7 protein-coding genes and 1 pseudogene are annotated in these 15,057 nt (G+C 71.9%); 4 read left to right on the top strand and 4 right to left on the bottom strand.

Going from position 1 to position 15,057, the window contains the following annotated elements:
- Nucleotides 1-259: 259 nt before the first annotated feature.
- Nucleotides 260-1,954: a maltose alpha-D-glucosyltransferase gene (treS, locus tag AC068A_RS13755; RefSeq protein ID WP_478584549.1), complete on the bottom strand. Its 1,695-nt coding sequence runs from the start codon at nt 1,952-1,954 to the stop codon at nt 260-262.
- Complete coding sequence (locus AC068A_RS13750; protein ID WP_478584547.1) at nt 1,951-3,945, bottom strand: alpha-1,4-glucan--maltose-1-phosphate maltosyltransferase; 1,995 nt, start codon at nt 3,943-3,945, stop codon at nt 1,951-1,953. Before AC068A_RS13750 ends, treS begins: the two co-directional genes overlap by 4 nt.
- Before the next feature lie 1,401 nt (nt 3,946-5,346).
- Between AC068A_RS13750 and AC068A_RS13745 the strand changes: the two are divergent.
- The 3 genes and pseudogenes from AC068A_RS13745 to AC068A_RS13735 all read left to right on the top strand — a co-directional run.
- Nucleotides 5,347-5,445, top strand: a pseudogene (locus AC068A_RS13745) (hypothetical protein); the annotation flags it as partial.
- 702 nt (nt 5,446-6,147) lie between these two features.
- Nucleotides 6,148-8,802 carry an alpha-glucan family phosphorylase gene (gene glgP, locus AC068A_RS13740; protein ID WP_478584723.1) on the top strand — a complete coding sequence of 885 codons (2,655 nt, stop codon included), beginning with the start codon at nt 6,148-6,150 and terminating at the stop codon, nt 8,800-8,802.
- A 374-nt stretch (nt 8,803-9,176) separates the two neighbouring features.
- Entirely contained in the window at nt 9,177-9,761 is a 585-nt protein-coding gene (locus AC068A_RS13735; protein WP_478584545.1) for a hypothetical protein, read from the top strand.
- A gap of 117 nt (nt 9,762-9,878) precedes the next feature.
- On the opposite strand, the gene AC068A_RS13730 is transcribed toward AC068A_RS13735, so the two are convergent.
- Nucleotides 9,879-12,146 carry a M4 family metallopeptidase gene (locus tag AC068A_RS13730; RefSeq protein ID WP_478584543.1) on the bottom strand — a complete coding sequence of 756 codons (2,268 nt, stop codon included), beginning with the start codon at nt 12,144-12,146 and terminating at the stop codon, nt 9,879-9,881.
- A gap of 382 nt (nt 12,147-12,528) precedes the next feature.
- On the opposite strand from AC068A_RS13730, the gene AC068A_RS13725 reads away from it, so the two are divergent.
- Nucleotides 12,529-14,007 carry a sugar transferase gene (locus tag AC068A_RS13725; protein ID WP_478584541.1) on the top strand — a complete coding sequence of 493 codons (1,479 nt, stop codon included), beginning with the start codon at nt 12,529-12,531 and terminating at the stop codon, nt 14,005-14,007.
- A 21-nt stretch (nt 14,008-14,028) separates the two neighbouring features.
- Here the strand turns inward: AC068A_RS13725 and AC068A_RS13720 are convergent, their stop codons facing one another.
- A complete protein-coding gene (locus AC068A_RS13720; protein WP_478584540.1) occupies nt 14,029-14,997 on the bottom strand; it encodes a GDP-L-fucose synthase family protein in 969 nt (322 codons plus the stop codon).
- Nucleotides 14,998-15,057: the final 60 nt, after the last annotated feature.

Here is a 15,057-nt window from a genome sequence, read left to right as displayed (position 1 = left end):
GTCCTTTCCCCGGGCCGTCACAGAAATGCGCAGAGTGTCCCGGATGGCGAGGGTTGCTGTCCGGTGGTGGGTGGTGTCGGGTCAGCGTGGTGCGTGGTGCGTGGTGCGTGGTGCGGTGGGTGGCGCGGTGGTGCGTCGCGCAGGTGGTGCGTACGGGGGCGGGCACAGGACCCGTGCGGTGCCCGCCCCCGTGGCGTTCCGGGCCGCCGGCCTCCCCGGGTGCGGGGAGGCCGGCCGGGCCGGACATCCTGCGAAGGCCCTACTCGCGCCGCAGGCGGAACCAGTAGAAGCCGTGCCCGGCGAGGGTGAGCAGGTACGGCCACTCGCCGATCGGCGGGAAGCGCACGTCACCGGTGAGTTCCACCGGCACGCGCCCGTTGAACGACCGCAGGTCGAGCTCGGTGGGCTGGGCGAAGCGCGAGAAGTTGTGCACGCACAGCACCAGGTCGTCGCCGTACTCGCGGAGGAAGGCGAGCACCGCCGGGTTGGTCGACGGCAGTTCGGTGTACGAGCCGAGGCCGAAGGCCGGGTTCGCCTTGCGGACCTCGATGAGCCTGCGGGTCCAGTACAGCAGCGAGGAGGGCGAGGACATCGCGGCCTCGACGTTGGTGACCCGGTATCCGTAGACCGGGTCCATGATGACCGGCAGGTTCAGCCGGCCCGGATCGCAGGAGGAGAACCCGGCGTTGCGGTCCGGGGTCCACTGCATCGGCGTGCGCACGCCGTCGCGGTCGCCCAGCCAGATGTTGTCGCCCATCCCGATCTCGTCCCCGTAGTAGAGGACGGGCGAGCCGGGCAGGGACAGCAGCAGGGCGGTGAACAGCTCCATCTGGTTGCGGTCGTTGTCGAGGAGCGGGGCGAGCCGGCGCCGGATGCCGATGTTGGCCCGCATGCGCGGGTCCTTGGCGTACTCGGCGTACATGTAGTCGCGCTCTTCGTCCGTGACCATTTCGAGGGTGAGCTCGTCGTGGTTGCGCAGGAAGATGCCCCACTGGCAGCGCTCGGGGATCTGCGGGGTCTTGGCCAGGATCTCGGAGACCGGGTAGCGGGATTCTCTTCGCACCGCCATGAAGATCCGGGGCATCACCGGGAAATGGAACGCCATGTGGCATTCGTCCCCGCCGGCGGCGTAGTCCCCGAAGTAGTCGACGACGTCCTCGGGCCACTGGTTGGCCTCGGCGAGCAGCACCGTGTCCGGGTAGTGCGCGTCGATCTCCGCCCGGACCCGCTTGAGGAACCGGTGGGTGGCCGGGAGGTTCTCGCAGTTGGTGCCGTCCTCGGCGAACAGGTACGGCACGGCGTCGAGGCGGAAGCCGTCGATGCCGAGGTCCAGCCAGAACCGCAGCGCCGACATGATCTCCTCCTGCACCGCCGGATTCTCGTAGTTGAGGTCCGGCTGGTGCGAGAAGAAGCGGTGCCAGTAGTACTGCTTGCGTACCGGGTCGTACGTCCAGTTCGAGGTCTCGGTGTCGACGAAGATGATGCGGGCGTCCTGGTACAGCTTGTCGTTGTCGGCCCACATGTAGTAGTCGCCGTACGGCCCGTCCGGGTCCTTGCGGGACTGCTGGAACCACTCGTGCTGGTCGCTCGTGTGGTTCATGACGAAGTCGATGATCACCCGCATGCCGCGCTGGTGCGCGGCGTCCACGAACTCCACGAAGTCGGCGAGGTCGCCGAACTCGGGCAGGACGGAGGTGTAGTCGGAGACGTCGTAGCCGCCGTCGCGCAGCGGCGAGGCGAAGAACGGCGGCAGCCACAGGCAGTCGACGCCGAGCCACTGGAGGTAGTCCAGTTTGGCGGTGAGCCCCTTCAGGTCGCCCACCCCGTCGCCGTTGCTGTCGTGGAAGGAGCGTACGAGGACCTCGTAGAAGACCGCCCGCTTGAACCAGTCGGGGTCGCGGTCCTGGGCGGGGGTGTCCTCGAAGGTGTCGGGGACGGGATCGTTGATCATCATGTGGTGGGTGACCCTCCGGTGGGCGGGGACGGTCGCAGAGCGATGAGAACGTGCGCGGGCGTGCGACCCGGCTCTAGGCGCACGTAGTTCGCCCTGCCCCAGTGATAGGTCTCGCCGGTGAGCTCGTCGCGCACCGCGAGGGACCCGTGCCAGTCGAGGCCGAGTACCGGCATGTCCAACGAGACCGTCGCCTCCTGGGTGTGGTGCGGATCGAGGTTGACGACCACCAGTACGGAATTGGCGCCCGCACGCTTCGAATAGGCGATCACCTGGTCGTTGTCGGTCGAGTGGAAGTGGATGTCGCGCAGCTGCTGGAGCGCGGGGTTGCGGCGGCGAAGCCGGTTGAGCGTGGTGATCAGCGGGGCGATGGAACGGCCCTCGCGCTCGGCGGCGGCCCAGTCGCGCGGGCGCAGCTCGTACTTCTCGGAGTTCAGGTACTCCTCGCTGCCCTCCCGGACCGGGGTGTTCTCGCACAGCTCGTACCCGGCGTAGACGCCCCAGGCGGGGGAGAGGGTGGCGGCGAGCACGGCACGCACCTCGAAGGCGGGGCGGCCGCCCTTCTGCAGGTAGGCGTGCAGGATGTCCGGGGTGTTCACGAAGAAGTTCGGCCGCATGACGGACGCGGACCGGGTGCCGGACAGCTCGGTGAGGTACTCGGTCAGCTCCGCCTTGGTGTTGCGCCAGGTGAAGTACGTGTAGGACTGCTGGAAGCCGATCGCGGCGAGCGTCCGCATCATGGCGGGGCGGGTGAAGGCCTCCGCCAGGAAGATCACGTCGGGATCGGTCTTGTTGATGTCCGCGATCACCTTCTGCCAGAACACGACCGGCTTGGTGTGCGGGTTGTCGACCCGGAAGATCCGGACGCCGTGGTCCATCCAGTGGCGCAGGATCCGCACCGTCTCCTCGACGATGCCGGCCATGTCGGTGTCGAAGTGGATCGGGAAGATGTCCTGGTACTTCTTCGGCGGGTTCTCGGCGTACGCGATCGTCCCGTCGGGGCGGTGGCTGAACCACTCCGGGTGCTTCTCCACCCACGGGTGGTCGGGGGAGCACTGGAGGGCGAAGTCCAGCGCGATCTCCAGGTTCAGCCCGCGGGCCCGCGCGACGAACGCGTCGAAGTCCTCCAGCGTCCCCAGGTCCGGGTGGACGGCGTCGTGGCCGCCCTCCGGGGAGCCGATGGCCCACGGCACACCCGGGTCCCAACTCGCCGCGGACAGCGTGTTGTTCGGGCCCTTGCGGAAGGTGGTCCCGATGGGGTGGACCGGCGGCAGGTACACCACGTCGAAGCCCATCGCGGCGATGGCGGGCAGCCGTTCGGCGGCCGTCCGGAACGTGCCGCTCACCGGCTTGGCGCCCGGCTCGACCACGGCCCCCTCGGACCGGGGGAACATCTCGTACCAGGAGCCGAACAGGGCCCGCTTGCGCTCCACCAGCAGCGGCCGGCCCTTCGCGGCGGTCACCAGCTCCCGGTACGGGCGCCGGGCCAGCGCGGCCTGTGCCCGGGGCTCGCGGGAGGCGGCGTACCGCTCGGCGACGGGGCGGTCCTCGTCGCGCATCGCGGCGGCGGCGGCCAGCACGTGCTCGCGGCCGTCCCGCTTGAGGATCTTGGCGGCGGCCCGCTCGTAGAGATCGGCACCCTCCAGCAGGGTGAGTCCCGGGTCGATGCCGGCAGGGATCTTCACCTCCGCGCGGGCCCGCCAGGAGGCCAGCGGGTCGCTCCACGCCTCCACGGTGTAGGTCCACCTGCCCTCGGTGTCGGCGGCCACCCGGGCGCCCCACCGGTCGGTGCCGGGCGCGAGCTCGCGCATCGGCACGGCGGGCCGCACCCGCCCGTTCGGGTCGCGGAGGAGGACATGTGCGGCGACCGCGTCGTGGCCCTCGCGGAACACGGTGGCGGAGACCTCGAAGACCTCGTCCACCACGGCTTTGGCGGGTCTGGTCCCGCAGTCGGTGGCGGGCAGGACGTCCAGCACGGGAATACGACCGATCATGATGGGATCACCTGGGGGCAGTTCGCAGGGCTCGGTGACGACGGGCCGGCCGGGAGGCCGACGGGTAGTGCACGCTCTGTTGGCTCTGTTTCTAGCCGCTCGGAGGACGGCTGGGCTGCGGGCATGGCCGCTCCTGTCCGCGTTCACTCGGGTGGCGGGAGAGGGGTGGGCGAGGTGTGCCGTGCAACTACGCGGGGAGCCCTTCCCACTCTCGCCCGACCCAATCCGCGTGCTTGGTTAACTACTCGTACGTAGTGGCGCAGCACCGACCAAGAAGAGGCGGAGCTTCCGCCGAGGCTCCGTCAAGTCGGTCTGGACTACCGGATGTACCGTCAGCCGCCCGCGTCACACGGGTCACTCGAATGTGTCCGGTGCAACGGGTGAACGTGCCGAACCGCCCTTAACCGGGCAGGAGTACAACGGCCGGAAAGGCACACGCGTGCGGTGCATTCCCGCCGTTGTGCGCAGGCCGCCGCGAACGGCGCCGACACCAAGCCCGACCGGCCGTTTCGGGTGGCCGTGCGATGTATCCGAAGTGACAGTGCGGACTTGGCGAGCGATCATGGAGCATCTCCGTGGATCCGCGTGCGCCCGACTGCCGGCCGGGGGGAACGGGCCGCGTAGCCGTCGTGCAGCGCCGCACCGCCCCGAAGCCTTCCTGGTGCGTCCCACTCGTGTGGCGGCCCTGCTGACCGCGGGCCTCGTCACCGTCCTCGGGGTACCCGGCGTCGCGGCCGCCGATACGCCGAAGCAACCGGATCAGCGACGGCTCGCACTCGGCGGTCACGGTGGTGGACGCGCCCGGCACGGTGGTCACCAACAACACCGTGTACGGCTACTGCTCCGCCACGGTGGCGGTCAGCGGCACTTCGGCGGGTGCCGGGATCTTCAACAACGTTCTCCGCCAGGAGGGTTCGGGCGGCGGGTACGGGACGGTGCAGCCGCGCCACGGGACCGCCGTCTCGCAGAGCGCGGTCGAAGGAACCCGCGTCGGCCACAACCTGTACGTCGGCAAGGTTCCCGCGCTGTACGACCGGGCCGGAACCGGCCATGCGACCCCCGAGGCGTTCCAGGCCGCGACCGGCCAGGGGGCGAACGACCTCCAGGCCGCGAAGCGCGAGGACGCGTTCGAGGTGGCGGGCTCCCTGATCGTCGACTCCGCCGACCCGATGGCTCCGGGCGTGCTGCCCACCGACTACCGCGGGTACCCGACCGGCGACGACCCGGGCACGCCCAACACCGAGGGCGGGTACCTGGACCGCGGGGCCGTCGAGGTCCAGGACGGCCTGAGCCAGGTGTGGATGCCGGTGGACAAGCCGTGGGCGCCGGCCGGGACCCCGGTCGAGGTCCAGGCCGTGTCGAACAGCAACCGGTCCACCCAGATGAGCTGCGCCCTGGCCGGTGAAGCGCGTGGACGTGGGCTTCGGCGACGGCACCACCGGGCAGCACTCCGAACTGACCGGCTTCCGGCACACCTACGCCCGGCCCGGCGACTACAAGGTGACGGTGACCGTCGGGGACTCCAAGGGCGCGACGTCCACGGTCTCCCGGACCGTCAAGGTCGACTACGCGCCGTCGGGCTGCGTCGCCACGGAGCCGTTCCGCCTGCTGGACACCCGCACCACCGGCAACCCGCTGCAGGGCGGGGCGCCCGCCCCGTCGTGCTGCCCGTCGGCCTGTCCGTCCCGGACCACGTCCACTCCGGCGGCATGGCCGCCGCCGTCCTCAACGTCACCGTCACCGGCGCCACCGAGGACACCCACCTCAGCGTGTGGCCGTCCGGCCGGCCCCGCCCGGCCACCTCGAACGTCAACGTCCGCGCGGGCGGTACCTCCTCCAACACGGTCACCGTCACCCCGGCCGTGCCGAAGCGGCTCGCCGGCACCCGCACCACCGGCAAGCTCGCCCCCGGCGCCACCACCACCGTCGCCGGCCTGCCCGCCCGCGCGGTCGGCGCGGCCTCCCCCGCGCAGCCGCGCGCGGTGGCCGGGGCGGCGGCGTTCCGCGGGGGTGCTCCGCGGCCGCTTTCCGCCGGGGCGTTCCGCAGCGGCACTCCGCGGGGGCGCCGCGGGCGTACGGGGGACGCCGCCGAGGCGCCGTGGCAGGGTCCGGCGGGGCGGGGATAGCCTTCCGGGGGTGTTGCGCGGTCGCACAGCGTGGTGCGGCCGCTCCGGTCCGCACTTGCCTGCGAAGGTGGAACGCGTGAAGGCAATCCGTCGATTCACCGTACGCCCCGTACTCCCCGAACCGCTGCTGCCGCTCGCCGGCCTCGCGCGCAACCTGCGCTGGTCGTGGCACACGGAGACCCGCGAACTCTTCCAATCCGTCGACCCCGAGGGCTGGCAGGCCGCAGGCGGCGATCCCGTCCGCCTGCTCGGCTCCGCATCCGCCGCCCGCCTCCGGGAACTGGCCGGCGACCGCCGGTTCCTGCGCCGGCTCGCCGTCGCCGCCGCCGACCTCGACGACTACGTCCACGGCGCCAGGTGGTACCAGACCCACGACGACGGGGCCGACCTCCCCGCCGCCATCGCCTACTTCTCGCCCGAGTTCGGGATCACCGCCGCCCTGCCCCAGTACTCGGGCGGCCTCGGCATCCTCGCCGGGGACCACCTCAAGGCCGCCAGCGACCTCGGCGTCCCCCTCATCGGCGTGGGACTCCTCTACCGGCACGGCTACTTCCGCCAGTCCCTGTCCCGGGACGGCTGGCAGCAGGAGCACTACCCCGTCCTCGACCCCAACGAACTGCCCCTGTCCCTGCTGCGGGACGCCGACGGGGCCCCGGCCCGCGTCACCCTCTCCCTGCCCGGCGGCCGCACCCTGCACGCGCACATCTGGCAGGCCCGCGTCGGCCGGGTCCCGCTGCTGCTCCTCGACTCGGACGTCGAGGACAACGACTGCGGAGCCCGCGAGGTGACCGACCGGCTCTACGGCGGCGGCAGCGACCACCGGCTGCTCCAGGAGATGCTCCTCGGCATCGGCGGCGTGCGCGCGGTGCGGACGTACTGCGCGCTCACCGGCCACCCGGCCCCCGAGGTGTTCCACACGAACGAGGGACACGCCGGCTTCCTCGGCCTCGAACGCATGAGGGAACTCGACGGCGAGCTGGGCCTCGGCTTCGACGCCGCCCTGGAAGCGGTCCGGGCCGGAACCGTGTTCACCACCCACACCCCCGTGCCCGCCGGCATCGACCGTTTCGACCGCGCCCTGGTCGCCCGCCACTTCGGCCCCGGGGGCGAGCTGGACGGCGTACCCGTCGAGCGGATCCTGGACCTGGGGGCCGAGTCCTACCCCGGCGGCGACCCCGGGGTGTTCAACATGGCGGTGATGGGGCTGCGCCTGGCCCAGCGCGCCAACGGGGTCTCCACCCTGCACGGGGCCGTCAGCCGCGGCATGTTCGCCGGGCTGTGGCCCGGCTTCGACCCGGCCGACGTGCCCATCGCCTCCGTGACCAACGGGGTGCACGCCCCGACCTGGGTCGCCCCCGAGGTGGTCCGGCTCGGGGCCCGCCAGATCGGCGCCGGCCGCACCGAGGACGCCCTCTCGGTGGGCGGCTCCCAGCGCTGGGACGCCGTTGCCGACATCGCCGACCAGGACATCTGGGACCTGCGGCGGGGCCTGCGCGAGCAGCTGGTGCTGGAGGTCCGCGAACGGCTGCGGGCGTCCTGGCGCCAGCGCGGGGCCGCCGACGCCGAACTCGGCTGGGTGGACTCCGTACTCGACCCGGACGTCCTCACCATCGGCTTCGCCCGGCGCGTCCCCTCGTACAAGCGGCTCACGCTGATGCTGCGCGACCCCGAGCGGCTGCGCCGGCTGCTGCTGCACCCCGAGCGGCCGGTGCAGATCGTCGTCGCCGGCAAGGCACACCCCGCCGACGACGGCGGCAAGCGGCTGGTGCAGGAGCTGGTCCGGTTCTCCGACGACCCGCGGGTGCGCCACCGGATCGTGTTCCTGCCCGATTACGGCATGGCCATGGCGCAGAAGCTCTACCCGGGCTGCGACATCTGGCTGAACAACCCGCTCCGCCCGCTGGAGGCGTGCGGCACCAGTGGGATGAAGGCCGCGCTCAACGGCTGCCTGAACCTGTCCGTGCGGGACGGCTGGTGGGACGAGTGGTTCGAACCCGACTTCGGCTGGGCCATCCCCACCGCCGACGGCCTCGGCGTCGACGAGGAGCGGCGTGACGACCTGGAGGCGGCCGGCCTCTACGAACTGGTCGAGGAGCGGGTCGCGCCCCGCTTCTACGACCGCGCGGACCGCAGCGGACTGCCGGTGCGGTGGATCGAGATGGTCCGCCGCACCCTCGTCTCACTCGGGCCCAAGGTCCTTGCCGGGCGCATGGTCCGCGAGTACGTGGAACGGCTGTACACGCCGGCAGCGCGCGCCCACCGGGCCCTGGACGCCGCGGCGGCACGCGACCTCGCCTGGTGGAAGGGTCGGGTCCGGGCCGCCTGGCCCAAGGTCTCCGTCGAGCACGTGGAGGCGCTCGCCGCGGCTCCCGTGAACGGCACCGCCGAGCTGGGGGCCACCCTCACCCTGCGCGTCCTGGTCGCGCTGGACACGCTCGTACCCGAGGACGTGGAAGTGCAGGCCGTCGCCGGCCGGGTGGACCCGCAGGACGTGATCCGCGACGGGCGGTCCTTCCCCCTCAAGCCGGCCGCCGGGCCGGACCTGGAGGGACGCTGGGTGTACGAGGGCCCGCTCGCCCTCGACCGCACCGGGCCCTTCGGCTACACCGTGCGGATCCTCCCCACGCACCCGATGCTGGCCTCGCCGGCCGAACTGGGGCTGGTCGCCGCGCCCGCGGACACCGACGCGGGCGGCGAGGGCGGCCCGCAGGGCGGCGTACTGCTGCGGTAGCGGGGCCCGCGGGGCCCCTCGGCAGGGGGCGGGCGGCGGCTCCACCGGCCGCCCGCCCCGCCGGGCACCGGCACGGGCACCGGCACGGGTCCGGGTACGGGGCCGGGTACGGGGCCGGGACGTCGGACGAGCCGGATCCGTCGTCGGCGGGCGGGGCGCGGGAGGGGGTTCCGCAGGCGCGGCGGGGCGGCGAGCGCACCGCCCGCCGAGGGGCGGCGGCGCCTGCCGGATGGGGGTTGCAGGGCGTGCCGGGCGGGTGAAACTGTGCGCCCGCCGGGCATGCCGAACCGATTCAGCAGCGGGCTCCGCTCCTACGCTGCCCGCTGGATGCCACCGGACTGGCATCCAGCCCCCACAGAACGGACTGCCTTCCCATGCGCCTTCGCACCGCTGCCGTAGCGTTCCTCGGAGCCCTCGCCCTCGCCGTGCCGCTGGCCGGACCGTCGCTGGCCGACGACTTCGACGACCGGCCCAACCTCGGCCGGCTGGACTACATCGTCGAGAACGGGAACGGCGGCGAGCGCCGGCACATCCGCCCGGCCGACAACGACACCTGCTACGAGCTGACCGGCACCTCGCCCCGCGACCCGGCCATCGCCGTGCGCAACGGCACCAAGTCCCGGGCCACCCTCTTCTCCGAGGACGGCTGCAACGGCCGCCCGGAGCGGGTGCTGGAGCCGAAGGACGTCGTCTTCGACGTGGAGGTCCGCTCGGTGGTCTTCACGCCGGTCCACGTGGACAGGGACGACAGGCGCGACCCGTTCGGCGACGAGCGCTTCGACGACGACCGCATCGACGACGACCGCTTCGGCGGCGACGGCCACCCCGAGCGCGCCCTCGTGGGCGGCAGGCAGAAGGCGTTCGTGCTCCCGAAGAAGGACCGGCCCCGGCCGCAGCAGGAGGGGCGCCGCGTTCAGGCGCCGGACATGTTCGGCGGCATCCTCCACAGCATCCCCTGACCGGGAGCCGGCGCCCGCGGGGCCGGTCCCGCCGCATGGAACAGGGCCGTCCGGGAGGGTCTCTCCCGGACGGCCCCGTGCTGTGTCAGCCGTCGTGCCCCACCCTGCCCCGAGGGGTCAGAAGGTCAGCTTCCAGCTGTTGATGTAACCGGTGTCGAGGCTGGCGAGGTCCGCCACGCGGAGCTTCCAGACACCGCCCGCGACCTCGGAGGAGGCGTTCACGGTGAAGCTCTGGACGATGTTGTCCGCGCTGCCGCCGCTGCGGTTGCGCAGGTTGTACACGGTGCCGTCGGGGGCGACCAGGTCGACGCGCAGGTCACCGACGTAGGTGTGGACGATGTTCACGTCCACCTTGAGGGTGCTCGGCGCGTTGCCCGTGCGGGTCACCGTGATCGGGGACTCGACGGTCGAGTTGTCCGCGATCTGGTAGTCGTTCGTGTTCTCGAAGACGTTCTGCTGGACGGTGCCGACGGTCCAGGTGAAGGAGGCCGTGCCGGTCCGGCCGGCGGAGTCGGTCACCGTCACCGTCGTGTTCGACGTGCCCGCGGTGGTCGCCGTACCCGAGATCAGACCCGTCGAGGAGTTGATCGACAGGCCCGCCGGCAGGCCGGTCGCCGCGTAGCTCAGCGGGCCCGGGTTGGTGCTGGTCGCCTGGACCTGGAGGCTGACCGCGGTGTTGACCATGGTGGTCTGGTTCGGGATCTGGGTGACCGTCACGCCGTCGCTGATGCGGGAGCCGACGTTGACGGCCGCCCACGTGTTGGCCGTGTTGTTGTACGTGGCCGAGCCGGCGCCGTAGAGGTCGGCGGCGGCCTGGAGGGTCGCCGTGCGGGCGGCCGCGTAGTTGGTGTTCGACTTGAAGTAGCCGACGGTCAGCGCGCGGAACCAGATTTTCGACGCGGCGTCGCGGCCGATGGGCGTGACCGGGAGGCCGTCGGAGGTCGGCGAGTCGTAGCTCACGCCGTTGACGACCTTGGCGCCGGAGCCCTCGGAGGCCAGGTAGTACCAGTGGTTGGCCGGGCCGGAGGAGTAGTGCACGTCGATGCCGCCGAGGCCCGAGTACCAGGCGTCCTTGGACGCGCCGTCCTTGCTCGGCTTGTCCATGTAGCGCAGCGGGGTGCCGTCGCCGTTGATGTCGATCTTCTCGCCGACGAGGTAGTCGCCCACGTCGGTCGGGTTGTTGGCGTAGAACTCGACGGCGGCCGCCATGATGTCGGAGGTGGCCTCGTTCAGGCCGCCGGGCTCACCGCTGTAGGTCATGTTGCCGGTGACCGAGGTCAGGCCGTGGGTCATCTCGTGCGCGGCCACGTCGGTGGAGGTGAGGGGCTTGGCGTTGCCCTCGCCGTCGCCGTACGTCATGCAGAAGCAGGAGTCGCTCCAGAACGCGTTGACGTAGTTGTTGCCGTAGTGGACGCGGCTGTACGGGGCGACGCCGTCGTTGCGCAGGCCGTTGCGGCCGTGCACGTTCTTGAAGTAGTCCCAGGTGACCGCGGCGCCGTAGTGCGCGTCGGCGCCGGCCGTCTCCAGGTTGGAGGGCTGGCTGTTGCCCCAGACGTCGTCCGGTCCGGAGAAGAGGGTGCCGGTGCCGGAGGTGCCCCGGTTGAGGTTGTACGTCTTGTGGCTGCCGCGGTTCGTGTCGGTCAGCGTGTAGCTGCTGCCCGACTGCGCGGTGCCGAGGTTGACCTGGCCGCTGTACATGGTGTTGCCGGTGCCGGTCTCGATGGCCTGCCACTCGGTGATCTTCGCGCCGGTCTTGGCGTTGGTGACCACGTGCAGCTCGTTGGGGGTGCCGTCGTCCTGGAGGCCGCCGACGACGGTCTCGTACGCGAGGACGGGCGCGCCCTCGGCCGCCCAGATCACCTTGCGGGCGTTCTTGGCCGGCTTGGCCTCCGTGGAGCCCGCCTCCTTGGCCGCGGAGACGGCCTGGCCCTCGGCGGCGGCGGGGGTGACCGCCGCGTCGGTGTCGGCGACCTTGATCTCGTGGTGGGTGGCCTTGGTGACGCTCTTGGTGACGCCGCCCTTGGCATGCACCGTCAGGTCGCCGCCGAGCACGGGGAGTCCGGCGTAGGTGCGCTCGTAGGTGGTGTGCGTGGTGCCGTCGGCGTCCTTGACGACATCGCGGACGATCAGCTTCTCCTGCCCGCCGAGGCCGAGCGCCTTCGCCGCCTGCACGGTGGTCGCGTTGGCGTCGGCGATGAGCGTCGCACGCTCGGAGGGGCTGAGCTGGAGCGGGGCGGCCCCCGGGTCGGACTTCGCGGAGGTGCTGCCCTGGGAGGCGGTGGCCTCGGCGGACGCGGTGCCGGCCTGGATGCCGACGGCGAGCAGCGCGGCAGCGGCGACGAGCGCGCCGGCCGCGGTGACACGCCTGTGGGGGGTGGGACTCAACGCAGACTCCTTCTGCAAGGGGGGTCCGGACGGCTGGGTGGGCCGCCGGGCAGAGCAGGGCGGTGCGATGAACGGATCGAAGAGTGCCACCTGCACGTCGCAATGTCAGGGCCGCGTCAAAAGGTTGGCCGGAAACGGTTCGTTGACCGAGTAGACGTATCCGGTATCCGGACCCTTCACCTTCGCATGCGTCGGCAATGCGCCAATAATCTGGAACAACTGGTACCGCTTGCTAACGCTTGCGCAACAAGAGTCCCCGTTCCAGGGTTCGCTACTTGTCCTAAGAGTGTTTGTCGTACTGTTTCCCGGTGCGCCTGATGTCCATGGCCTGGGGAAGCCGCGGACACGCGCGAGAGTCATAGACCACGTGCCAGGGGGGCCCATGAGGCATGTTCATTTTCCTGCGCAAAGAGTGGCCGGAGCGGCAACCGAGCTTGCTGCTGCGCCAGTGAGGCGGATCGGAGACAGGGCGCGCTGGTACCTGCCCGCCGCAGTCTCGGCCGACCTCCTCGGCGCAGGCGTGCCCGTGGGCCTCGTCTTCAACGCCGCGCAGCAGGCCCGGCCGCTGTACTGCGCCGCCGGGGCCGCTCTGGCGTGGGGCGGGGTGCAGGCGGTGCGCCGCCGTTACGCCGCCCGCGCGCTCGGCGAGTCCCGCGGTGTCCTGCCGGTCGTACACGACTGGCTGATTCTCATCGGTGTCCTGGCCGTCGCCCGCGTGGTGACCGGGGAGAGCACGCCGCGGCTCGCCGCACTCGGCGCCCTGCTGCCGGCCCTCCTCATCACCGTGGCCTGCCACAAGCTGACCTACCGCCACCTCTCGGCGGCCCGCCGCGAGGCACAGGCCGTCAGCAGGGTCCTCGTGATAGGGGAGCCGGCCGCGGCGGACTCCGTCATCTCCCACCTCGCCGCGCGCACCGACCACCCCTACGTCGTCGTCGGCGTGGTCCCGGTCGGCAGCGGCCCGGTCGACAGCGGCGTGCCCGTCGCGGGCCGGCTCGACGCCCGGACCTCCGAGGGCCCGACCGCCGACGCCTCTGCCGTCCTCGGCGCCGTCCGCAGCCATCACGCCGACCTCGTGCTCGTCGCCCCCGGGGCGCGGATCGCGGGGGAGCGGCTGCGCCGCATCGCGTGGGCCCTGCACGACGCCGGACTGGAACTGGCCGTCTTCCCCGGCCTGGTGGAGGTCTCCGTCAAGCGCCTGGAGACCCTCTCCGCCGGCGGACTCGCCGTGCTGCGGGTCGCACCGCCCGTCAGCCGGGGCGTCCAGCCCCTGCTCAAGTCCGTCCTGGACCGGGCCGGCGCCGCCCTCGGGCTGCTGCTGCTCTCCCCGGTCTTCCTCGCCATCGTCCTGGCGATCCGCCTCGGCTCCCGGGGCCCGGCGTTCTACCGCCAGCAGCGCATCGGCCGCGACGGCGTCCCGTTCACCATGTGGAAGTTCCGCACCATGGTCGTGGACGCCGACCGGCTCAAGGCCGAACTGGCCGGGGCCAACGAGAACGACGGCCTCATGTTCAAGATCCGGCGCGACCCCCGGGTCACCCGGGTCGGCCGGCTGCTGCGCCGCACCTCCCTGGACGAACTGCCCCAGCTGTTCAACGTGCTGACCGGGCAGATGTCACTGGTCGGGCCGCGCCCGCCGCTGCCGGAGGAGGTGGCCCGCTACGACGAGGTCGAGCTGCGCCGGCTCACCGTGCGGCCCGGCATGACCGGGCTGTGGCAGATCAGCGGCCGGTCCGACCTGTCCTGGGACGAGACGATCCAGCTCGACCTCCAGTACGTCGACAACTGGTCCTTCACCAGTGACGTCGACGTGATGGGCCGTACGCTCCGCGCCGTGGTCGACGGCCGCGGAGCGTACTGAGGAGCCGCAGCACCCGTGCGCTCAGCTTCGCGTACCGCCGACGGCCCCGCCCTGCTCGAGCCACCACCGGTAGGTGGCGGCGATGCCGTCCCGCAGCCCGATCTCCGGCTTCCAGCCCAGCGAGGTCAGGCGGCTGACGTCCAGGAGCTTGCGCGGGGTCCCGTCCGGCTTGGAGGTGTCCCACGCCAGCCGGCCCGTGAAGCCGGTCACGTCGGCGACCGTCTCGGCCAGCGCCTTGATGGTCAGGTCCTCACCGCAGCCGATGTTGACCGGCTCGTCCCCGTCGTAGCGCTCCAGCAGCAGCGCACAGGCGGCCGCCAGGTCGTCCACGTGCAGGAACTCGCGGCGCGGGGTGCCGCTGCCCCACAGGGTGACCTCCTCGCGCCCCTCGGCGGCGGCCTCGTGGAAGCGCCGGATGAGGGCGGGCAGCACGTGCGAGGACTCCAGGTCGAAGTTGTCGCCCGGGCCGTAGAGGTTCGTGGGCATCGCCGAGACGAACGAGGCCCCGTACTGCTTGCGGTACGACTGGACCTGGACGATGCCCGCGATCTTCGCGAGGGCGTACGCCTCGTTGGTCGGCTCCAGCGGGCCGGTCAGCAGCGCGTCCTCGGTGATGGGCTGCGGGGCCAGCTTGGGGTAGATGCAGGACGAGCCCAGGAACAGCAGCCGGCCGACCCCGGCGGCATGCGCGCCGCCGATGACGCTGAGCTGGATCCTGAGGTTGTCCTCCAGGAACTGCACCGGGTACGTGCTGTTGGCCATGATGCCGCCGACCTTGGCGGCGGCGAGCACGACCGCGTCGGGGCGGACGTCCTTCAGGTACGCCCCGGTCGCGGCGGCGTCGCGCAGGTCGAGGTCGGCGCGGCCACGGGTGAGCACCTCGTGGCCGTCGGCGGTCAGGCGGCGGGCGACCGCGGAGCCCACGAGGCCGCGGTGGCCCGCGACGAAGACGCGGGCGTTCGGGGGCAGGAGCGGCAGCGAACTTGTCATACCGCCGATGATGCCAGTCCGCGCCCGCGGGCTGCGGGGCGGTCCGGACCGGCCCTCCGC

The organism is Streptomyces sp. NPDC043854 (genome assembly GCF_056436005.1).
This window is presented reverse-complemented; position numbering and strand designations above follow the sequence as displayed.

Excerpts from the sequence above, each read along its gene's own strand:
- treS (WP_478584549.1), bottom strand. The coding sequence starts at position 1,954 with ATGATGATCAACGATCCCGTCCCCGACACCTTCGAGGACACCCCCGCC.
- AC068A_RS13750 (WP_478584547.1), bottom strand. The coding sequence starts at position 3,945 with ATGATCGGTCGTATTCCCGTGCTGGACGTCCTGCCCGCCACCGACTGC.
- AC068A_RS13735 (WP_478584545.1), top strand. The coding sequence starts at position 9,177 with ATGCGCCTTCGCACCGCTGCCGTAGCGTTCCTCGGAGCCCTCGCCCTC.
- AC068A_RS13725 (WP_478584541.1), top strand. The coding sequence starts at position 12,529 with ATGAGGCATGTTCATTTTCCTGCGCAAAGAGTGGCCGGAGCGGCAACC.
- AC068A_RS13720 (WP_478584540.1), bottom strand. The coding sequence starts at position 14,997 with ATGACAAGTTCGCTGCCGCTCCTGCCCCCGAACGCCCGCGTCTTCGTC.